This is a genomic window from Mesorhizobium sp. P2_C5_2 (assembly GCF_056404535.1).
Window position 1 is genome coordinate 354904 of sequence record NZ_JBFUDV010000004.1, and the last position, 20386, is coordinate 375289.

Annotated in this window: 18 protein-coding genes; 3 read left to right on the plus strand and 15 right to left on the minus strand. The window is 63.7% G+C overall.

Annotated features, from left to right (window positions below; all coding sequences use genetic code 11):
- Positions 1–12: 12 nt before the first annotated feature.
- The 6 genes from AC1D1B_RS16885 to AC1D1B_RS16910 all read right to left on the minus strand — a co-directional run bounded on the left by AC1D1B_RS16885 (position 13) and on the right by AC1D1B_RS16910 (position 5352).
- Positions 13–243: a hypothetical protein gene (locus tag AC1D1B_RS16885; RefSeq protein ID WP_477333617.1), complete on the minus strand. Its 231-nt coding sequence runs from the start codon at positions 241–243 to the stop codon at positions 13–15.
- Between the two features lie 173 nt (positions 244–416).
- Positions 417–1187, minus strand: a complete 771-nt coding sequence (locus tag AC1D1B_RS16890; RefSeq protein ID WP_477333618.1) for an SDR family NAD(P)-dependent oxidoreductase — start codon at positions 1185–1187, stop codon at positions 417–419.
- A 13-nt stretch (positions 1188–1200) separates the two neighbouring features.
- Positions 1201–2196, minus strand: coding sequence for an ABC transporter permease (locus tag AC1D1B_RS16895; protein WP_477333619.1), 996 nt, complete (start codon positions 2194–2196; stop codon positions 1201–1203).
- 146 nt (positions 2197–2342) lie between these two features.
- A complete protein-coding gene (locus AC1D1B_RS16900) occupies positions 2343–3383 on the minus strand; it encodes a sugar ABC transporter substrate-binding protein (protein WP_477333620.1) in 1041 nt (346 codons plus the stop codon).
- A 41-nt stretch (positions 3384–3424) separates the two neighbouring features.
- Positions 3425–4189: an ATP-binding cassette domain-containing protein gene (locus AC1D1B_RS16905; RefSeq protein WP_477333621.1), complete on the minus strand. Its 765-nt coding sequence runs from the start codon at positions 4187–4189 to the stop codon at positions 3425–3427.
- A complete protein-coding gene (locus AC1D1B_RS16910; protein ID WP_477333622.1) occupies positions 4186–5352 on the minus strand; it encodes an ROK family transcriptional regulator in 1167 nt (388 codons plus the stop codon). Before AC1D1B_RS16910 ends, AC1D1B_RS16905 begins: the two co-directional genes overlap by 4 nt.
- 210 nt (positions 5353–5562) lie before the next feature.
- Here AC1D1B_RS16910 and AC1D1B_RS16915 point away from each other — a divergent pair, with 210 nt between their 5' ends.
- Together AC1D1B_RS16915 and AC1D1B_RS16920 are read left to right on the plus strand one after the other, a co-directional pair.
- The gene (locus AC1D1B_RS16915; protein WP_477333623.1) at positions 5563–6744 is read left to right on the plus strand and encodes a M24 family metallopeptidase; all 1182 of its coding nucleotides are present in this window, start codon (positions 5563–5565) and stop codon (positions 6742–6744) included.
- Positions 6731–7957: a M20 metallopeptidase family protein gene (locus AC1D1B_RS16920; RefSeq protein WP_477333624.1), complete on the plus strand. Its 1227-nt coding sequence runs from the start codon at positions 6731–6733 to the stop codon at positions 7955–7957. Before AC1D1B_RS16915 ends, AC1D1B_RS16920 begins: the two co-directional genes overlap by 14 nt.
- Positions 7958–7969: 12 nt before the next feature.
- On the opposite strand, the gene AC1D1B_RS16925 is transcribed toward AC1D1B_RS16920, so the two are convergent.
- The 8 genes from AC1D1B_RS16925 to AC1D1B_RS16960 all read right to left on the minus strand — a co-directional run bounded on the left by AC1D1B_RS16925 (position 7970) and on the right by AC1D1B_RS16960 (position 15470).
- Positions 7970–8725 carry an ABC transporter permease gene (locus AC1D1B_RS16925; RefSeq protein ID WP_477333625.1) on the minus strand — a complete coding sequence of 252 codons (756 nt, stop codon included), beginning with the start codon at positions 8723–8725 and terminating at the stop codon, positions 7970–7972.
- Positions 8722–9522 carry an ABC transporter ATP-binding protein gene (locus AC1D1B_RS16930; protein ID WP_477333626.1) on the minus strand — a complete coding sequence of 267 codons (801 nt, stop codon included), beginning with the start codon at positions 9520–9522 and terminating at the stop codon, positions 8722–8724. Before AC1D1B_RS16930 ends, AC1D1B_RS16925 begins: the two co-directional genes overlap by 4 nt.
- 68 nt (positions 9523–9590) lie before the next feature.
- Complete coding sequence (locus tag AC1D1B_RS16935; RefSeq protein ID WP_477333910.1) at positions 9591–10619, minus strand: ABC transporter substrate-binding protein; 1029 nt, start codon at positions 10617–10619, stop codon at positions 9591–9593.
- An 87-nt stretch (positions 10620–10706) separates the two neighbouring features.
- A complete protein-coding gene (locus AC1D1B_RS16940; protein WP_477333627.1) occupies positions 10707–11144 on the minus strand; it encodes a VOC family protein in 438 nt (145 codons plus the stop codon).
- Between the two features lie 2 nt (positions 11145–11146).
- Complete coding sequence (locus AC1D1B_RS16945) at positions 11147–11890, minus strand: FadR/GntR family transcriptional regulator (RefSeq protein WP_477333628.1); 744 nt, start codon at positions 11888–11890, stop codon at positions 11147–11149.
- The gene (locus AC1D1B_RS16950; protein WP_477333629.1) at positions 11887–13323 is read right to left on the minus strand and encodes an FAD-binding oxidoreductase; all 1437 of its coding nucleotides are present in this window, start codon (positions 13321–13323) and stop codon (positions 11887–11889) included. The genes AC1D1B_RS16945 and AC1D1B_RS16950 overlap by 4 nt, the downstream gene beginning before the upstream one ends.
- A 258-nt stretch (positions 13324–13581) precedes the next feature.
- Positions 13582–14859: a M23 family metallopeptidase gene (locus AC1D1B_RS16955; protein WP_477333630.1), complete on the minus strand. Its 1278-nt coding sequence runs from the start codon at positions 14857–14859 to the stop codon at positions 13582–13584.
- Between the two features lie 143 nt (positions 14860–15002).
- Positions 15003–15470 (minus strand): peroxiredoxin, encoded by a 468-nt coding sequence (locus AC1D1B_RS16960; RefSeq protein WP_477266379.1) that lies wholly within the window; start codon positions 15468–15470, stop codon positions 15003–15005.
- Between the two features lie 95 nt (positions 15471–15565).
- Between AC1D1B_RS16960 and AC1D1B_RS16965 the strand changes: the two genes are divergently transcribed.
- On the plus strand, positions 15566–18952 hold the full coding sequence (locus AC1D1B_RS16965; protein ID WP_477333631.1) for a hypothetical protein: 3387 nt from the start codon (positions 15566–15568) through the stop codon (positions 18950–18952).
- Between the two features lie 19 nt (positions 18953–18971).
- On the opposite strand, the gene tyrS is transcribed toward AC1D1B_RS16965, so the two are convergent.
- The gene (gene tyrS / locus AC1D1B_RS16970; protein WP_477333632.1) at positions 18972–20225 is read right to left on the minus strand and encodes a tyrosine--tRNA ligase; all 1254 of its coding nucleotides are present in this window, start codon (positions 20223–20225) and stop codon (positions 18972–18974) included.
- Positions 20226–20386 lie beyond the last annotated feature (161 nt).

Here is a 20386-nt window from a genome sequence, read left to right on the forward strand (position 1 = left end):
CCTTTATGCGCGTCAATAACGAAGTCCCAGGTTGGTGGCGACTTGCCGGCCATTGGCGGTCGCTGCACCACAAACCCGGCGAAGGTCGGCACGGATGTTTTCGGAGTTCAGCAGCTCGGCGGCTTCCGGAAAGCCCTCGGCCAGCAACGCTGCAACAATCTCGGCCGGTGACTGGTGGAACCCACCCTCAGCCAAAGCATGAGCCCGCTGGTAGATATGGCTGGTTCTGAATTTGTCTGCCATTCACAAGTACCCTCCTTAATCGGCACTTGATGAACAACTTTCGAGAAGTACTCGAGTTCCATACAACTTATAAGGGAAATCAGGTCGCCGACGCGGGGAAACAGTGTCTTTCGCTGGAATGACCTCTCGTCGTCAGGAGGCGCAACCCGGTTCGTTGCCGATCAATGCAAAGATCATGGCGGCAGCAGACGGAAATCCTTGCCTTCGGGCAGCAACTGGCCGCCGTCGACGATGATGGTCGTGCCGGTGATGTAGCTGGCATCGTCGGAGGCCAGGAACAGGAAGGCGTTGGCGACATCGCGCGGGCTGCCGAGGCGGCCGAGCGGGATGGAATCTTCCATGTTCTTGATATAGGCGGCGCCGCGATGCAGCTCGATCGCTTCGGTCAGGATGTTGCCGGGCTCGACGCCGTTGACGGTGATGCCGTAGCCCGAAAATTCCAGCGCCGCCGAGCGGATGAAGCCGTTGATGCCGGCCTTGCTGGCGCTGTAGTGGCCGTGGCCGGGGCTGGTGACGTGCGGGCCGGTGATCGACGAGGTGTAGAGCATACGCCCGTAATGCTGCGCCTTCATCGGCGCTAGTGCCGCCAGCGTGGCGTTGAAGGTGCCGCGCAGATTGACCGCCATCACCCGGTCCCAGTCGTCCGGGCTGGTGTTTTCGATCAGCTGCCAGGGATAGATACCGGCATTCTGCACGACGATGTCGAGGCGACCGTGGCGGCTCAGCGCCAGCGCCACCGCGGCCTCGGCGTCGGTCATTTGCGAGATGTCGGTGCGGATGAAGGCGGAGCCGAACTCGTCCGCGGTGGCTTGGCCGGCCCCGGCCTCGCTGTCGGCCAGGACCAGCCTTGCGCCTTCCTCGGCAAAGCGCTGCGCAATGCCTTTGCCGATGCCGCGCGCGCTGCCGATGATCAGCGCGACCTTGCCTTGCAGCCGTCTGGTCATGCGAGGTGTCCTGTCATGCGAGTCTCTGGCGAATGGTTTGCTTGAAGGCGTCGAGCAGCACGGCGGCGAGCACCAGCAGGCCGTGGATCACCTGGGTGAAATTGGCTGGCAGGCCCATCAGATTGATGGCCGTGTTGATGGACGAGAGCAAAAGCACGCCGGCGTAGACGCCGGGCAAGGTGCCGACGCCGCCCTTCAGGCTGACGCCGCCGATGACGACGGCGGCAAAGGCGTTGAACAGCAGCCCGACGCCGAGATTGGCGGTGGCGCCGGAGGTGCGGATGGCGAGCAGCCAGCCGGCGAGGCCGGCAATGGCGCCGGCAAGCACGAAGGCGATGATCAAATTGCGGTTGACGCGGATGCCAGCGCGGAAGGTCGCGGTCTCATTGCCGCCGATCATGATCAAGTGGCGGCCGAACGGCGTCTTTGCCATGATCAGCGAGAACAGGACGAAACAGGCGACGGCGATCCAGGCGGTCAGCGGCAGGCCGGCCAGGCGCTGGATGCCGAACCAGCGTATGGCCGGCGCCAGATCCTGCGCCGAACGGCCGCCGGAAATGACCAGCACCAGGCCGCGCACCCAGATGTAGGACGCCAGCGTGATGATGAAGGCGCTCATCTTCACCTTGACCACGAGATAGCCGTTGAAGGCGCCGACAAGGCCGCCGACGGCCAGCGCGATGAGCAGCGAAACCGGAACCATCAGCCATTGCGGATTGAGCTGTATGCCCATGCCGATGCCTGACGAGCAGAACAGGATGCCGACCGTCATGGCGCTGAGCGCTGCCACCGATTCCACCGACAAGTCCATATGGCCGGCAATGATGACCAGCGACAGGCCGATCGACATCACGCCGAGCACGCTCGAGGCCTCGATGATGTTGGCAAAGATGCCGAGCTGGAAATAGTTGGGGACGAAGATGGAAAAGACGATCAACACAAAGACCAGCATGAACCAGACGAGGTTGTCGAGGACGAACTCCAGGGCTTTGCGGGTGCGCGGGTTCATGGGCTGATCCGGTTGGCGCCCCCGCGAAATCAGGCTGATTTCGTCGGGATCAGGCGCGGATTCAAGTTCGCCACGGTGTCCTTGGGACGCGGCGTTGTGAAAGGGCAGGCTCCGGGCCTGGGCGGCCCGGAGCGCTTGGCACGTGACTATTCGACCGGCTTGATCGTGTCCGTCGGCGGCTTCTGGTTGCCCCAGAAGGCCGGGTTGTCGACGTTTTCCTTGGTGATGGCGGCGCCCGGGATCTTGATGTTGGGGCCCCAGGCTTCCTTGGTCACGGTCGACTTCAGGCCAAGCACGTCATACTCGCCGGGCTTGATTTCCTGCTTGCCGGCGATCTTGTCCATGAACATGGCGACGGCAGCGGCCTGCGCGTAGAGCGGTTGCTCGACTTCGACGTTCAGCCAGCCCTTGCGGATCAGGTCGAGACCGACCGGAGCGCCGTTCGAGCTCATCAGCATGACGTCGCCCGGCTTCTTGCCGGCGGCCTCGAGCGAGGCGACGGCAGCGACCGACAGATGCGCGGCATGGCTGAAGATCAGGTCGATGTCGGGGTTGGCCAACATCTGGTCGGCAACGATGGTGCCGGCATTGCTGGCTTCCCACTGCATGGCGGGCAGCGAGATGATCTTGACGTCCGGGAACGCCTTCATCTTTTCCTCAAAACCCTTCTGGATGTCGAGCGTGTAGGGATCGCCGGGATCGCCCAGCACCTGCAGGATCTTGCCCTTCACCGAACCGTTCTTGGCGGTCAGGAGCTTTTGCGCCTGGTCGGCGGCGACGTAGCCGATCTCGACCGTGCCCGCCACCGAAGTGAAGTCGGATGGGGTCGAGGTGATCTGACGGTCGAACTCGACCACCGGAATGCCGGCGGCACGCGCGGCTTCGATGGACGGCTTCAGCGCGTTGAAATCGACGGCGGCGAGAATGATCGCCGCCGGCTTCAGCGCAATGACGTCGTTCATCTGCGATTGCTGCGCGTCGGTCTTGTTGTCGGCGTTGAGTGTCTTCACCTCATAGCCGACCTGCTTGAGGAACAGCTCCAGCGCGCTCACCGAGCCGGTCTGGAATTCATCGAGCAGGGTCGGAACCATATAGTAGACGGTGCCCTTGGTCTGGGACATTGCCGGCGTGAGCGAGGCAAGAGCCAGTGCCAGGATACCGAAGACAAGAACTAATATTCGCTTCATGTCGTTCGCTCCTCTTTTATACCGGACCCCTCTTTTGTCCCTCAACCCGCCGGTCCGGCACCGGCAAGCGTCTCACCGGTGATCATGTTGATCACCGCATCGGGACTTGTTTTGTTGCGTGCGACATCGCCGGCCACGACGCCTTGCCGGATCACCACGATCCGGTCGGCGACCTGGAAAGCCTGCTGCATGATATGAGTGATGATGACGACGCCGATGCCCTGGTTGGCGACCTGGCGGATCATCTCGAGGCCACGCCGCGTCTGCTCGACACCAAGGGCCGCGAACGGCTCGTCGAGCAGCACCAGCTTGCCGCCCCAGTGCACGAAGCGGTTGAGCTCGATCGCCTGGCGCTGGCCGCCTGAGAGGTGCTCGACATTGGTGCGCAGCGACGGGATGCGGGTGCCCGCACTGGCCAGCGCCTTGCCGACGACGGCCTCCATGGCGCGCTCGTCGAGGACCGGGATACCGAGAACCTTGCGGGTGATTTCACGACCCATGAAGAAATTGGCGACGACGTCCACATTGGTGCAGAGCGACAGGTCCTGGTAGACGGTTTCGATGCCGGCCGCCTTGGCCTCGGCCGGCGATTTCGCCAGAAATTCCTTGCCCTCGAACAGCATGCGGCCGGAGCTCGGCTCGAGGCCGCCGGCGATGATCTTGACCAGCGTCGACTTGCCGGCGCCGTTGTCGCCGAGCAGCGCCACGACCTCGCCCTTGCCGATCGAGAAGCTGATGCCCCGCAGCGCATGGATGGCGCCGTAATTCTTGGTGACGTTTTCGAGTACCAGCAGCGGTTCGGTCATGCCGCCACTCCCTTGCTGTGCATGAGGTCGGACCGGCGCTCGCGCTCGGCGATGAACATCTGGCCGAAACGCGGCGAGAGCACACCGGACACGGCCAGGGCAGCGGCGCCGCGCAGCACCGAATGCTGGCCGCCGGTGGCGACCATCACGCGCGGCGTCTTGCGGTCGCGCCGCGCCGAGATCGAATTGGGAAGTTGGGCCGCCGCGCCGACCAGTTTTTCCAGGAGATCGGTGTGGGCGAGCCCGCCGAGGATGACGGTTTCCGGATCGAACAAATTCTCGATGGTGGTGATGGCGTTGCGGAAGATCGGTGCGACTTCGGCCACCCAGGCGGCTTCGCCGATGTTGCGGCGGCGCAGCGCCTCCAGCGAAAGGTAGCGTTCGAGGCAGCCATGATTGCCGCAGGGACAGAGTTCGCCGCCGGGAATGGCGGGGATGTGGCCGATCTCGCCGGCATTGCCCCAGGCGCCGCGCATCACCGCCCCGTCATGGACGATGACGCCGCCGAGGCCGACGCCGAAATAGAGGTAGTAATATTCGGAAAAGCCGGCGCCGAGGCCGTAGAGGCGCTCGCCCATGGCGGCCGCCGCCATGTCGGTTTCGAAAAAAGCCGGCAGCCCGGTCGATGCCGTCAGCCGATCCGGCAGCGCCACATCCTTCCAGCCGGCCATCGTTGTCGGACCGACGAAGCTCATCGATTCAACACCGAACGGGCCGGGCAGCGCCATGCCGATGCCGAGCACGCGGCCGCCGGGCCGCAGCGCCGTCAATTCCGGCACCATCGCGCCGATCAGCTCGAAGGCATGGTCGGGCGTTGGATGCGGCGCCTCGCGATGCGTGCTCTCGATGACATCGCCGCTGAGATTGATCAGCGCCGCGTCGATGCCCATCGGGGTGAGGTGGACGCCGACGGCATAGCCGCCTTCCGGATTGATCCTGAGCGTCGCCGGCGGCAGTCCGCGCCCGCGCGGCTCTTCGCGCAGCGACAGCAGATAGCCGTGCTCTTCGAGCTCGCGAACGATGGTCGATACGGTCTGGACGGTGAGGCCGACGCGGCTGGCAATGTCACCGCGGGCGATGGGACCGTGAAGGCGGATGGACTCCAGCACGATGCGCCGGTTGTAAGGCCGTCCGAACTCCTGGTTGGTTCCCCGCAGTGCCATGTCCCTCTCCCGTGGGAGAGGCGAGACTTGCACACGCAATTTATTCAGTCAAATGGAATTCAAAAATAATTCGTGACAGTCCGACCGAGGTTCAGGACCTGTGCCATGCGCTGCGCTGGCCGATTGTAGCTGAGTTGAAAGCACCGCAATGGTGCATGACATTAGGCGAGCGCGGGGCTCGCACGACCACAGATCCAGCAGGGAAAAACGATGATCGAATTGCCTTTTGCGCGCGACGAGTATCAGCAGCGGCTCAAGAAGATCCGCGCCGAGATGGCGAAGCGTGGGATGGAACTGCTGGTCGTCAACGACGTCGCCAACCAGCATTACATCACCGGCTATGACGGCTGGTCGTTCTATACGCCCCAGGTGGTGCTTGTTCCGGTCGAAGAGGAGGCCGAGCCGGTCTGGATCGGCCGCGCCATGGATGCGGCCGGCGGTCTGCTGACTGCGTGGATGAAGCCGGAGAATGTGGTCGGCTTCCCGGAAGACCATGTCCAGCGCGCCGACCGTCATCCGATGGACTGGATCGCGGCCTGGATCGCGGCCAAGGGCTGGGGCGCCAGACATATCGGCATCGAGCTCGAAGCGTACTATTTCTCGCCAAAGGCGCATGCGCGGCTGGTTGCCGGCCTGCCCAATGCGAAATGGCAGGACGCCGATCTCCTGGTGAACTGGATCCGCGCCGTCAAATCCGCGCCCGAAATCGCCTATCTGCGCAGGGCATCGACGCTGGCCGAAGCAGCAGTTTCGCGAGCCTTCGAAGTCATCGCGCCCGGCGTGCGCGAATGCGACGCCATTGCCGCCATCCAGGCGGCGCAGATCGCCGGCAGCCCGGACTTTGCTGGTGACATCACGGCACTGCCGCCGACCATTCTTGGTGGCGAGAATGCCTCCGCCCCGCACATCATGTGGAGCGACCGGCGGTTTGGCAAGGACGAGACGATCGCGCTCGAACTCGCCGGCGTCTGCCGCCGCTATGCCGCCGGGCTCGCCAGGACGATGCAGCTCGGCAAGACGCCGACGCGTGTCGCCGATACGGCAAAGGCTGTCATCGAAGGCATGGATGCGGTGCTCGATGCGGTCAGGCCGGGCACATCGGCCGAAGCGGTCGAAGCCGCCTGGCGCAAGGTCATCCAACGCTACGGCCTGAAGAAGGAATCGCGCATCGGCTATTCCATCGGCGTCGCCTATCCGCCGGATTGGGGTGAGCACACGATCAGCCTGCGGCCCGGCGACAAGACAGTGCTTCAGCCCGGCAATGTCGTGCACTCAATTCTCGGCATGTGGATGGATGGTTGGGGCATCGAGGTCAGTGAGACGATTCTGGTGACCGAGACAGGCCTTGAGACACTAACGAAATTCCCGCGAGACATCCATGTCAAATCCTGACCAGCCGGCAGCGCCGGGCGGTGCGGCGCCCGACATCGATGCCGGACTTCTCGACCGGATGATCGAGATCCGCCGCCATCTGCACCGCCATCCCGAGCTATCGAACCACGAGGCAGGCACGCAAGCCTATCTCCGGCAGATGCTGGCCGGGCAGGGGATCGAGGATATCCGCGACGTCGCCGGGTTCGGGCTTGCGGTCGATATTGTCGGCACCGGCAAGCCGTCAAATCGCAAGGTGGCGATCAGGGTAGATATCGATGCCTTGCCGATCGAGGAGGAGTCCGGCGTCGACTTCGCGTCGGAAAATCCCGGCGTTATGCATGCCTGCGGCCATGACGCCCATGCCTCGATGGGCTTTGCGGTGGCCGCGCATCTTCACCAGTCGCGCGACAGTTTCGGCGGCACCGTCCGTCTCATCTTCCAGCCGGCCGAGGAGGACGAACCGTCGGGCGGCAAGCGGGTGGTGGAAGAGGGGCTGCTCGACGATGTCGATGCCGCGATCTGCATTCACGTCGATCCCTACACGCCATCCGGCAAGGTTGCCGTCGGCTCCGGTCCCTACACGCTGGCCTGCGATACGTTCGATATTGTTGTCACCGGCTCGGCGGCGCACGCGGCAAAACCCTACGAGGGTGTCGATGCGCTGACTGTCGCCTGCTCGATGGTGAGCGAACTGCAGAAGATCGTCTCGCGCGAAACCGATCCTTACAATCCGCTGGTGATTTCGGTGACATCAATCAATGGCGGCAACGCCTACAACGTGACCGCCGGCAAGGTCACGCTGAAGGGCACCATCCGCAGCGGCAGCGACACCACCCGCGAACGCGCCCGGCGCCGGCTTCGCGAGATACTCGAGGGCATCGCGGCAAGCCATGGCGCCACCGTGCAGGTCGACATCCACAAGGGCGAACCCGGTGTCGTCAACGATGCCGAGATGACCGAGCTGGTCCTTACCGGCGCGAGAGCCAGCATCGGCGCCGACAATGTCCTCAACATGCCGGGATGGAGCATTGCCGACGACTTTGCCTATTACAGCGAAAAACGCCCGTCGGTCTATTTCCGGCTCGGCATTCGCAACGAAGAAGTCGGCTCGGTCTATCCGCTGCACCATGCCAGGTTTCGCGTCGACGAGGCCGCGCTGAAAGCCGGCGTCGCCACGATGGTCTCGGCGGCGACGCTGTTCTTGTCGACACGGCCGGATGATGCCGCCTGAACGGCGATCGGCTCAGTATTTGATCGCCCGCCGCTCGATCAGGACCACGAGGCAGAACAGGACAATCGACAGGCCCGATGACAGCACGATCGCCGCGTAGAGGCGGTCCGACTGATAGTTGAAGGACGCCTGGATGATCAACGCGCCAAGCCCTTTGTCCGAGCCGATCCATTCGCCGACAATGGCGCCGATCACGGCCGTGGCCGAGGCGATCCTGAGCGATGAGAACAGCATCGGTAAAGCGCGCGGCAGGCGCAGGCTCCAGAACACCTCCCAGCGTGTCGCCGACAGCACGCGGAACAGCTCATGCTCGTTGCTGCTGGCCGAATCCAGCCCGCGGATCATGTTGACCAGCGTCGGGAAGAAACAGATCACCGCCGCAATGACGATCTTCGGCGTCATGCCCAGCCCGAAGATCAGCATGATGATCGGCGACAGCGCCAGGATGGGAATGGTGTTGAAGAACAGCACGATCGGGAAATAGGCCGCCTGCAGCACACGATTGTGCACGAACAGCACCGCCAGCAGCACGCCGGCGAGATTGCCGATGGCAAAGCCCGCCAGCGCCTCGATGAGCGTCGGCCAGAGATTGCCGAGCAGCAGGGAAAAGCTCTTCTGGAAGACACCTAGGATCGCGGTCGGCGTCGGCACGATATAGGTCGGCACGCCAAGCCAAGGCAGCAGGAACTGCCAGGTGAGAAGGATGGAAGCGGCGCCGAGAACGGGCAGCCCGATCGCCAGCGTTGGCGGCAAAGGCTCCTGTCTCATGAGGCCAGTTCCAAGGCTTCGCGCAGCTCCGCCATGGCGGAAACGATGGCCGGGTCTTCGCGCGAGCAGCGATTGCCGTCCTGCTTGAACGGCCGCATGTCCAGATCCTTGACCAGCCGTCCGGGATTGGCGGCAAGCACGATGACGCGTTCGCCGAGATAGGCCGCTTCGGCGATCGAATGGGTGACGAACAGGATGGTCGTGCCGGTGCGCCGCCACAGCGCCAGCAACTCGTCATTGAGGCGGTCGCGGGTGATTTCGTCGAGCGCGCCGAACGGCTCGTCCATCAGGAGCAGCTTCGGCTGTCCGAGCAATGCACGGGCGATCGCCACGCGCTGCCGCTGGCCGCCGGAAAGGTGGTGCGGCAGGCGCTCGCCAAAGCCACCAAGGCCCATCAGCTCCAGCAATTCCTCTGAGCGGTCCTCAATCTGGCGCGTCAGGCTGCCTTGCCCGACACCGAGCGGCAAACGCACATTGTCGCGCACTGTGCGCCAGGGCAGCAGCGTCGAATCCTGGAAGACGAAGCCGACATCCCGGCGCGAGCGCACCGCATGCGGCGTGTCGCCAAGCACGCTGATCATGCCACCGAGCGGATCGAGCAGGTCGGCAACGACCCGCAGCAAGGTCGACTTGCCGCAGCCCGATGGCCCAAGGATCGACAGGAACGAGCCGGCCGCGACGGTCAAGTCGAGGCCGGAGAGCACTTTGACGGCCGAATGCCGGCCGCCATAGCCGACATCCAGCCTCTGAGCCTCGATCGCGTTCGGCGTTAGATCAGCATGAAGTTTGATCGTCATGTTGATCTAACTCTTTGCTGGAGCATGATCTTTTCCAAAAACCGGTTCCCACTTTTTGGGATCATGCTCTAGGCAGCGGGTGCGTCGAGTTTGGGCCGGTCGGCGGCCGAGAGTTCGAGGATCTTGGTGGTGTAGACGTCAGCCGCGGCCGGGCGTCCGTTCGGGTATTGTCCGACCTTGTCCAGCAGCGCCAGCTGCTCCTCGATCGAGGAAGGGTCGAACGTTCCCCAGCCGTCCTTGGCAGTCGTGCCGTCGAAGGACAGTTTCAGCACCAGATTGACGGTCTTTTCCTCCCAGCCGAGATCCATTTCCGGATAGGCGGCGACCATCTTCTTCACCGCTTCCTGTGGGTTGGCGTGCACCCAGCCCCAGCCTTTGCCGACGGCGCCGATGAACTTGGCCAGCGTCTCCGGATCCTTCTCGATGGCCGAGTCGGTGGCGAAGTAGACATCGGCGTAGGAGTTCAGCCCGAGATCGCGCACCAGAAGGTCGATGCGGTCGTCACCGACGACGCTCAGCGCCTGCGTGTTGGTGATCCAGCCGCCGATCGCGTCGACGTCGCCGCGCACGAGCGGGCCCTTGTCGAAGCCGACATTGACGACGGTGACGTCTGCCGGGTCGATGCCGTTCTTGGCCAGGATCTCGTCGATGACAAAGCGTGCCGTCGGCTGGATGCCGATCTTCTTGCCCTTGAGGTCGGCGACGCCGCGGATCGGCTTGGCTGGCTTGGAGGTCAAGGCATAGGGGCCGGTGCGGAAACCACAGGCGATGATCTTGACCGGCACGCCGCTGGCGCGCGCTGCAAACAGCTGCGGCGTCTCTGAGAACTGGCCGAGCTGGGCCGAACCCGAGACGACCGGCGGCACGGTGGCGGAATTCGGTCCGCCGGGGCTGAATTCCACGTCGAGGCCGGCGGCCTTGAAGTAGCCGTTGGCGACGGCGGCGATGTCGCCGATCTGTCCGTTCGACACCAGCCAGTCATACTGGATGACGACCCTGCCGGCGGCCCTGGCGCCCGGCGTCAGCACCAGCTGCATGCCGGCGGATGCGGCTGCCACGGCGGCGATGCCGGATGTCACGAAGCTGCGGCGGTTCATATCGAAATGCTTGTTCCCACTCATTTTTCGCTCCTGTTGCAAGCGTTGCTCTGTTCATTGCGCACCGCTCCCACGGCGCACTGTCGTCTACGGCTGTTCGTCGTGGTAGTCGCCGGGGCCGCCGTCGAGCCAGGCGTATAATTCCCAGAGCGTGTCGTCCGGGTCGGCGAAGTAGGCGCAGCGCGCGTTCCAGACATAGTTTTGCGGCGGGCCGTAGAAGGGCACGCCCTTGGCGCTGAGCTCGCCATGCAGACGGTCGATGTCGGCTGGCCTATCGAGCCTGACCGCCACGCAGACCTTGTGGGCATGGCGCGGCGATTTGAGCTTCGACACGCCGGTGTGCTGACTGATGTGGTCGATCTCCCATGCCGCCAGCGTCACGCCCTCGCCATGGAAATCGGCAAAGCCTTCGGCGCGCCGGCGCAGCCGGAAGCCGAGTTTCTCGACGTAGAAGTCGACCGTGCGCCCGATGTCCTCGACCAGCAGGCAGACATCCGAAATCGCGTAGGCGCCCCCGAGCGGCATGGCTAAATCCCCTTGCTGGTCGGTAGGCGCCGCGCCGCCGGCAGCTTGACGCCGACGCGCTCAGCCGCGCCGATGATGTGGGCGCGCATCGCTGCCTCGGCGGCTGCGGGATCGCCGGCGACCAGCGCCTCGTAGATGCGCACATGCTCGCCGACATTGACCTCGACCAGATCGTGCAAGGGGTTGGTCTGCCGCGCGTAATAGATCGAGCGGCGGATCTGCTCGCAGACGAAGGAAATGAAGGTGTGGATGTAGCTATTGCCCGTGGCGCGCGCGATCTCGCGATGGAACAGAAGGTCAGCGTCGATGCTGCCTTCTTCCCAGCGCTCCTCGCCGCTCATCCGGTCGAGTGCCGCCTTGATCGCATCGAGATGCTCCTGGCCACGCCGTTCGGCAGCAAGCGCGGCGGATTCGGCCTCCAGAATGCAGCGCAGCTCGAACAGCCGCTCCATATTCTGGCCTTCCCTGAGCGCCTCGCCATCGATGCGGATCGACGCCCGCTGCTCCGGCGCCAGCACGAAGGCGCCGATGCCTTGCCGCGCCTCGATCATGCCGTCGGCCCTGAGCTGCGCGATCGCCTCGCGCACCACATTGCGGCTGACACCGAATTTTTCCGACAGCTCCTGTTCCGTCGGCAGCCGCGTGCCGGGGCTGAGGTCGCCCGATTCTATCTCGCGGCCGAGGAAGGTCGCGACACGGTGCGGCAGCGTTTCAACAGTGCCGATGGCGGCCAGTCTTTGCTTCATGGAGTGGTCTCCGTTGCCGGCAGAAGACAGCCGGGGTTCATCAGCCCTTGCGGGTCGAGTGCATTCTTCAGCGTACCGATGAGCCGGCGATGGGCAGGCGCCAGACCGGCCATGAAGGTGCGGTGGCGGGTGCGGCCGATGCCATGTTCGGCGCTGATCGAGCCGCCGAGCGCATGGACGATCCGGTAGAGCCCGGCGGTGATGTCGGCGCCCCGGGCGCGGGCCTCGCGCTCGGCAAGGCCTTCCGGCGGCAGCACGTTGAAATGGATGTTGCCGTCGCCCGCATGGCCGTACGCCAACGGCAGCCATCCCCGATGATCCTGCGCCACGAAGCGGCGCGCCTGATCGATGAGGGCAGGGACATCCGAGATTCTTACCGAAAGATCGGTGCGCACATGATAGCCGCGCTTGGCCTGGCCCTCGACCAGCCCTTCGCGGATTGCCCAGAACGATTTTGCCTGAGCGCTGCTTTCGGCAAGCACGGCGTCGATGACTAGGCCGCTCTCCATCGCTTCGCCAAGGAAATCGACCAGCAGCGTGCGCAGGTCGATCGCAGCACTGGCCGACAGTTCGATCAGCACATGCACCGGAGCCTCGACCGGCGACACCGTTTTGGCGTCGATCAGGCGGGCTAATGCCATGCATTCCGAGCCGATGATCTCGAAGGCCGACATCAGATCGGCCGAGGCACGGCGCGCCTGCCGGAACAGCGCAATCGCCGCTTCGAACGAGGCAAGGCCGAGATAGGCAGTCTCGGTCCGGACGGGTTTTGGGAACAGCTTCAGCTCGACGCCGGTGATGATGCCGAGCGTGCCTTCCGAACCGATGAAAAGCTGCTTCAGATCATAGCCGGTGTTGTTCTTGCGCAGGCCGGAAAAGCCGTCCCACAACTCGCCGTCCGGCAGCACCACTTCGAGGCCGAGAATGAGATCGCGCGCCATGCCGTAGCGCAGCACGTTGATGCCGCCGGCGTTGCTCGCCGCATTGCCGCCGATCTGGCAGCTGCCCTGGGCGCCGAGCGCCAGCGGAAACAGGCAGTCCTGCGCGTCGGCGGCGTCTTTTGTCGTCTGCAAGACGCAGCCGGCATCGGCCTGCAGCACGAAATTGTCGGCATCGACGCGGCGAATGGCGTTCAGCCGCTCGAGGCTGATGACCACGGAGTTTTGCGTCTCGATGTCGATCGCACCCGCCACCAGCCCGGTATTGCCGCCTTGCGGGATGATGCCGAGACCCAGCGCGCCGCACAGCCGCACCACCGCCTGGACCTCGGCCACCGAAGCCGGCCGCAGCACGGCCAGGGCTGCGCCATGATGATCGCCCGACCAGTCGCCGAGATATTTCGCCATGCCGACGGCATCGACGGTCACGCCGTTTGGCCCGATAGCGTCCTGCAGGGCGCTGAGAGCGTCTGGCGAAAGAGCATGCATGGTCATCAGCGGCCGTGAAATGATGTTGGGCTATAGGGTGATACATATCATCCTACAACTGATATCGAGTCAACGAGTCTGTGCCGCGAACGGTGGACAAATCGCAATGGCTTGCGTGTTTGAGCGGCTGTCTGCGGCGCGGATGCGTCACGCCGAGCGGCGTGGCTGACTGCTATGCCGCCAGGAATAGCGCGACGTCCGGGCGCGGAAATCAGTGGGTCAGGGTGCCGGGCGAGGCGCTGGTACCAACCGGTCGCGTTGATCCTACAAGTACTGCTCGACTTTCTTGCCGACGGTCAGGAAGCGCAGCGGGTCGATGGCTTCGCCATTGTGGCGGACTTCGTAGTGCAGATGCGGGCCGGTCGAGCGGCCGCTGCTGCCGGTCTTGCCGACGATATCGCCGGCGGCGAGCTTCTGCCCGACTTCCACGTCGATTTCGCTCAAATGGCCATAGCGGGTGGCAAAGCCATTGCCATGGTCGACCTCGACCATGCGGCCATAGCCGCCGTTCCAGCCGGCCTTGGTGACGACACCGGCAGCGGTGACCTTGGCCGCCATGCCGATCGGCGCGCGGAAATCCATACCAGAATGCAGGGCTGCGGTGCCAAGGATCGGGTCGGTGCGCACGCCGAACGGGCTGGTGACGGAGTGGCCGGGGGCCGGGTTGGCAAGCGGCAGCCGCCGCGCCTCTTTCTTCAACTGGTCGAGCGTATCCAGCGCCTCGTCGAGTTCCTTGACCTTGCTGTCGAACATCATCGAGGAGTCGAGCGGGATCAGCGGCCCGCCGACATCGCTTTCGTTTTTGCCGAAATCGCTGTCGACAGGCAGGCCGGCCGCCTCGAGCGCCTGCGTGATGGCATCGGCGTTCTTGTAGGCATTGTCGGCAAGCGTGGCGATACGGGTGAGCTGCTGGCTTTCGATGGCCTTCAGCGAATCGTTGATCGAGACGAACAGCTTGTCGGCACGGTCCGCCGCCGTTTCGCTGGGCAGCGGATCGGAGCGGGTCGACCACAGCGAGAACGGCCTGGTGTCGGCCGAACCGAGGCTGGCGACCGAATAGGCCAGGGGCTCGCTGCCGGTCAGTTCGGCATGTTCATCGGGCTTGGTCGCCGTATCCGCGGCGGCCGGCGTTCCGACTTCGTTTTCCGCCCGTTCGAGAATCGGGCCAAGGCGGCCATGACGCTGGCTGAGCTGGCTCTGCCGCTCGAGCAGTTCGCTGACCTTGGTTTCCATCAGTTTCTGGTCGAGAAGCTGGCGGCTGGTGATGCGGTCAACCTGCGCGCGCAATGCCGAGATGCGATCCTCATAGGCCTGCTGCATGCGCGCCTGCCTGGCCGTGGTGGCGCCGATCAGATCGTCGCGCAGCACCAGGTAGGAGGTTGCGAGCAGATAGCCGATGGCGATTGCCGCAAGTGCCGAACCAAGAAAGGCGACGAGCCACGGTCGGATGGTGAAATGCCGTATTTCATTGCCCCGCGCAATGATGACCGTATGGGGCTCCCTGCGCCTGCCGAAGACCGTTGACTGACCGGTTGGGTTCACGGGACCAAGCTTTCGTTACGACACCAACGAAGCCTGATTACACATTATTAGGGTTAACAAAGTTTTGCCGTGGGTGCTGTCTGGCAAGGATTGCGCGCGAAACGAGCGGCAGGTTGTAGGAGGGTGGCGAGATCGATGGCGCGTCAGAGCGCGCGCACCGCCTCCAGCACCGCTTCGGCATGGCCCTTCACGCGAACCTTGCGCCAGATACCGGCGATCCGGCCGTCCTTGCCGATCAGGAACGTCGCCCGTTCGACGCCCATATAGTTGCGGCCATACATCGTCTTTTCGACCCACAGATTGTAGGCCTCGATCACTTTGCGCTCTTCGTCGGCAACCAGGTCGACGGTGAGATCGTATTTGGTTTTGAACTTGTCGTGTTTCTTGACGCTGTCCGGCGACAGGCCGATCACAACGGCGCCGGCCTTTTCGAACTCCGGCTTCAGTTGCGAAAAGCTGATCGCCTCATTGGTGCAACTTGTGGTGTCGTCCTGCGGATAGAAGTAAAGTACGAGGGGTTTTCCCCGCAACGCGGCAAGGCTGAGCGAGCCGCCGCCATCGCGCGGAAGGTCGAATTGGGGGGCGGCGTCGCCAATGTCGAGATCAGCCATATCGATGCCCTTGTTTGAGGTTACGCGCCAGGCTGCATCGTTATAGTGTCGAGCGGGGATTCGTCCACGATCGAATTCGTTCAACGGAAAATTGCGTGGATCAGGAAGAACCGCAGCACGAGAAGATCCGGTTCAGGCGTGACGAGATCACCGACCTGGGGACTTTCCCGTCTGCTTGCAGTGTGCCGCCGCTCGGCAAGGCACGCATCGGCCGTGGCTTTCGCATCCTTGCCCGCCTGTTTGCCGGCGTTGCGGCGCTGGTGCTGCTGGCGGCCGTTGCCGTCTATGTCATTGGCGCCACCGGCATAGGCAGCGAGCGGCTGCGGGCGGAAGCCGAAACGGCGATCGAGAAACTCGCCGGTTTCGACGTCAATGTCGCCGTCGGTCCAGCCCGCCTGACACTCGACGGCTCAAGCTTCATTGCGCTGCAGGTCAACGACGTCAGCGTCAAGACCGCCGACGGCAGGCCGATGGCCGATGCCGGGCGCGTCCGTTTCGGCATCCGTCTGATCCCGCTGTTTTCGGGCGAGGTACGGCTGACCAGCGCCAGGATTTCCGACGCCCATATCGTCACCGCGGCCATGCCGTCGGGCGGCGACTGGACAGCCGGGCTGCGCAATCAAGACGGCCTCATCGATCCGGAAAAACTGGTCGCCGCTGTCTTCGGCAACGTCAACCACGCGCTTGATGCCGTGCGCGAGGATTCGATGCGCCGCATCGACCTCAAAAATGTCGCGTTCGAATTACCCGAGGCGGGAACGGTCAAGCTGGTCAACATTGCCAATGCCACGGTGCTGCAGTCGGGCCCCGGCAGCATGGAGTTTTCGTCCGAGGCGGATGTCGACGGCCGGGCGCTTACGGTCACCGCCACCGCCACCCGCGATACGACCTCCCTGCGCGTCACTGCATTGAACGCCGCCATCGACATGGCGGATGTTCCAGAGACCACGCCGGCGGCCGGTGGAAAAACCGGCGCGATCGCTTTGAAGCTGACGGGCGCTGAAGGTTCGGGCGAGAGCGATTCTCGGCTGACGGCCTCACTGTCGCTAACCGGCTCGGTGCTCGATCTCGGCACACGCGGGCTGTTGCCGGCCGATGTCGATGTCGACGCCAACCTTGTCTCCGGCTCCAACAAGATCGATGTCGGCAGGCTGGTTTTGAAGACCGGGCGCTCGACTTTCAATTTCGCCGGTTCGATCGGGCCAAAGCCACCGACCGGCGCGGCGGGCGAGGAGCCTTCCTATCGTTACGACCTGACCAGCGACGGCTCGACGCTGGCGCCGGCGGAATCGCCCGAGCCGGCGCTGAATTTCTTCGCCCGCATCGCCGGCGTCTATCAGATCAAAAGCCGCAAGCTCGTCGCCGAGCAGATCGGCGTCAGGTCGGGATCGGGCAGCGAGGTTCTGGGTACGGGTTCGGTTTCCTTCATCGACAATGGGCCGCCGGGCATTTCCTTGTCCCTGAATGTCCACGACATGCCGGTCTCGCATGTCAAGCAATTGTGGCCCTGGTTCTCCGCCAAGAATGCCCGGCTGTGGGTGCTGAAGAACCTGTTCGGCGGTCGTGTCACCGATGCCAGCCTGCAATTCCAGGTCGTGCCGGGACGTCTCGGCAACGGGGTGCCGCTTTCCGCCGATGAGGTTTTCGGCAGGTTCCAGGTCGAGGGCTCGCGCTTTGACACGGCCGGCCGCATCCCGCCGATCCGCGATGCCATTGGCGTGGTTTCCTTCCACGGCAACGATGTCGACATCGCGCTGTCCTCGGGCAGCGTCTATATGCCGAGCGGCCGCACCGTGGCGGCAAGCAATGGCACGCTTGCGGTGAAAGCGGCGAACCACCCGCCGGTGATCGGCGCGCTCGAAATCGACGTCGCCGGCGAGGCGCCGGCCATCGCCGAGCTCGCCTCCTATGAACCGATCAACGCCATGCGCCATGTCGGCATAGCGCCGGACGACCTGTCCGGCACGGTGACCGGTCACGTCAAGGCCGACATTCCGCTGCAGTCCGGTGTCGACACCTCGAAGCTCGATTGGCTGGTGTCTCTCGACTACAAGGACCTGTCGCTCGCCAAGCCGTTCGAAGATCAGACGGTGACCGATGCCGACGGTTCGATCGAGGTCGGACCCGACAAGGCGGTGATCTCGGCCGACGCGAAGCTGAACGGCATTCCGGCCGAGCTCGACCTGGTCGAGCCGCTCAGGGATGACGGACCGCCGCGCAGCCGCAAGGTGGCGCTTGTGCTCGACGACAAGACGCGCGCCATAGCCATGCCTGGCCTTTCGCCGCTGATTTCCGGCACCATAAAGGTGGCGATCGACAAGAGCGGCGAAGGCGGCAATCAGAACGTTGCGGTCGACCTGACCAGCGCCAGGCTGGACATTCCCTGGGCCGGCTGGAGCAAGGGGCCGGGCATTCCCGCCAATGCCACCTTCACCATGGCCAAGTCCGGCGACACCACGACGCTGTCCGATTTCGACCTCGACGGAAAGAGCTTTTCGGTCGAAGGCGATGTCGTCCTGGTCAAGGGCGCTTTGTCGTCGGCGCGCTTCAGCAAGGTCGCCTTGAACCGTGGCGACGACGTCGCGGTGACGGTGAAGCGGTCGGGCAAGGGCTTTGCGGTCGACGTCAGCGGTAATGCGCTCGACGCCCGCTCGCTGATCAAGCAGTTCACCTCCGACGTCGATACCGCCACCAAGACCACGGGCACGGATGCGGTTTCGGTCAGCGCCGATGTCAATTCGCTCACCGGTTTCCACGACGAAGTGCTGTCCAATCTGAAGCTCGACTACAGCGCCGCCGGTTCCAAGGTAAACGGGCTGAAGGTCAGCGCCACGGCAAGTTCAGGCGCCGCCATCACCATCAGCAACACCGCAGGCAACGGGGCGCGCGCACTCAACATGACGTCGGCCGACGCCGGCGCCATATTGCGCTTCCTCAACATCTACGAGCACATGGAAGGCGGCTCGATCACGCTGGCGCTTGCCGGCTCAGACGACGGGCCGATGCGGGGCCAGGTCGACTCGAGCAACTTTTTTATCGTTGACGAACCGAAGCTCGCTTCGATCGTATCGACCACGCCGGTGGGCGACAGCCGCAGCCTGAACGAAGCAGTCAAAGGCAAGATCGACACCTCGCGGGTAAAGTTCGAGCGCGGCTATACCGAGATTGACAAGGGAAGCGGTTACCTGAAGCTGGCCAATGGCGTCCTGCGTGGCCCGCGCATCGGCACCACCTTCCAGGGCACGCTCTACGACCAGGACAACAATATGGACATGACCGGAACGTTCATGCCGGCCTATGGCCTCAACCGCATCTTCGGCGAATTGCCGCTGGTTGGCGCGCTGCTTGGCAATGGCCGGGACCGCGGCCTGATCGGTGTCACCTACCGGCTCAAAGGCAACGCCAACAAGCCGGTGCTCGACATCAACCCGCTATCGGTGATCGCGCCAGGCATTTTCCGGTCGATCTTCGAATACCGCTGAAGATCCGTCAGAAGACGGCTCAGGCCGGCCGCACAAGCACGTGTTTTTTCTTGCCCACTGAGAGCTTCGCGACGTTTTCCGGACTCAAATCCTGAGGTGTCACCATCCGGCGGTCGTCCGCCACAGGCTGGTCGTTGAGGCGCACGGCGCCGCCCTGGATGTGACGCCGCGCTTCGCCGTTGGACCCGGCAAGGCCTGCAGTGACCAGCAGCGACAGGATGCCGATGCCGGCCTCCAGCGCCGCGCCTTCCACCTCGACGGTCGGCAGGGTTTCAGCGGTCACGCCTTCCTCGAACGTCTTGCGCGCGGTTTCTTCGGCCTGTTGGGCGGCCTCGCGGCCGTGCACGATGGCCGTGGTTTCCGTCGCCAGCACCTTCTTGGCCTCGTTGATCTCCGAGCCGCCAAGAGCTGCCAGCTTTGCTATCTCCGACAACGGCAGGCGGGTGAAGATCTTCAGGAAGCGCTCGACGTCGGCGTCTTCGGTGTTGCGCCAGTACTGCCAGAAATCGTACGGCGAGAAGAGGTCGCCGTTCAGCCACACCGCGCCCTTGGCCGACTTGCCCATCTTGGCGCCCGACGATGTCGTCAGAAGCGGTGTGGTCAGTGCATAGAGCTGCGGCGTGCCCATGCGGTGGCCGAGATCGACGCCGTTGATGATGTTGCCCCACTGGTCCGAACCGCCCATCTGCAGCCGGCAGTCATGGCGGCGGCTGAGCTCTACGAAATCATAGCCCTGCAGGATCATGTAGTTGAATTCGAGGAACGACAGCGACTGCTCGCGATCGAGCCTGAGCTTCACGCTGTCGAAGGTGAGCATGCGGTTGACCGAGAAATGTCGGCCGACATCGCGCAAGAACTCGACATAATTGAGCTTCATCAGCCAGTCGGCATTGTTGACCATGATCGCGTCGTTGCCAGTGTCGCCGAAGCGCAGGATGCGGCCGAAAATGCGCTTGATGCCTTCGATGTTGGTGGCGATCGCCTCGGGCGTCAAAAGGCTGCGCTGATCGTCGCGGAAGGACGGGTCGCCGATCATCGAGGTGCCGCCACCCATCAGCGCGATCGGCCGATGGCCGGTCTCCTGCATCCAGTAGAGCATGGTCGCCGATATCAGATTGCCGATATGCAGGCTGGTCGCCGTGGCGTCGTAGCCGACATAGGCGGTTACGGTTTCCTTCGCGAAAAGTTGATCGAGGCCGGTCTCATCTGAGATCTGGTGGATGAAGCCGCGCTCGCTCATGACGCGCAGGAAATCGGATTTGAAGGCGGACATTTTCTCTTCCTGAAAGCGCCGGGCCCGAACCGCCCGACGTGATATGAACGCGGGCGTTTAGCATCCAAGCGCGATCAGCAAAAGTGGTTTCCGGTTTTGCGTTCGATCGCGCGCCAAAATCAAAAGTCGCGATCAGCAAAAGTGGTTTCCGGTTTTGCGTC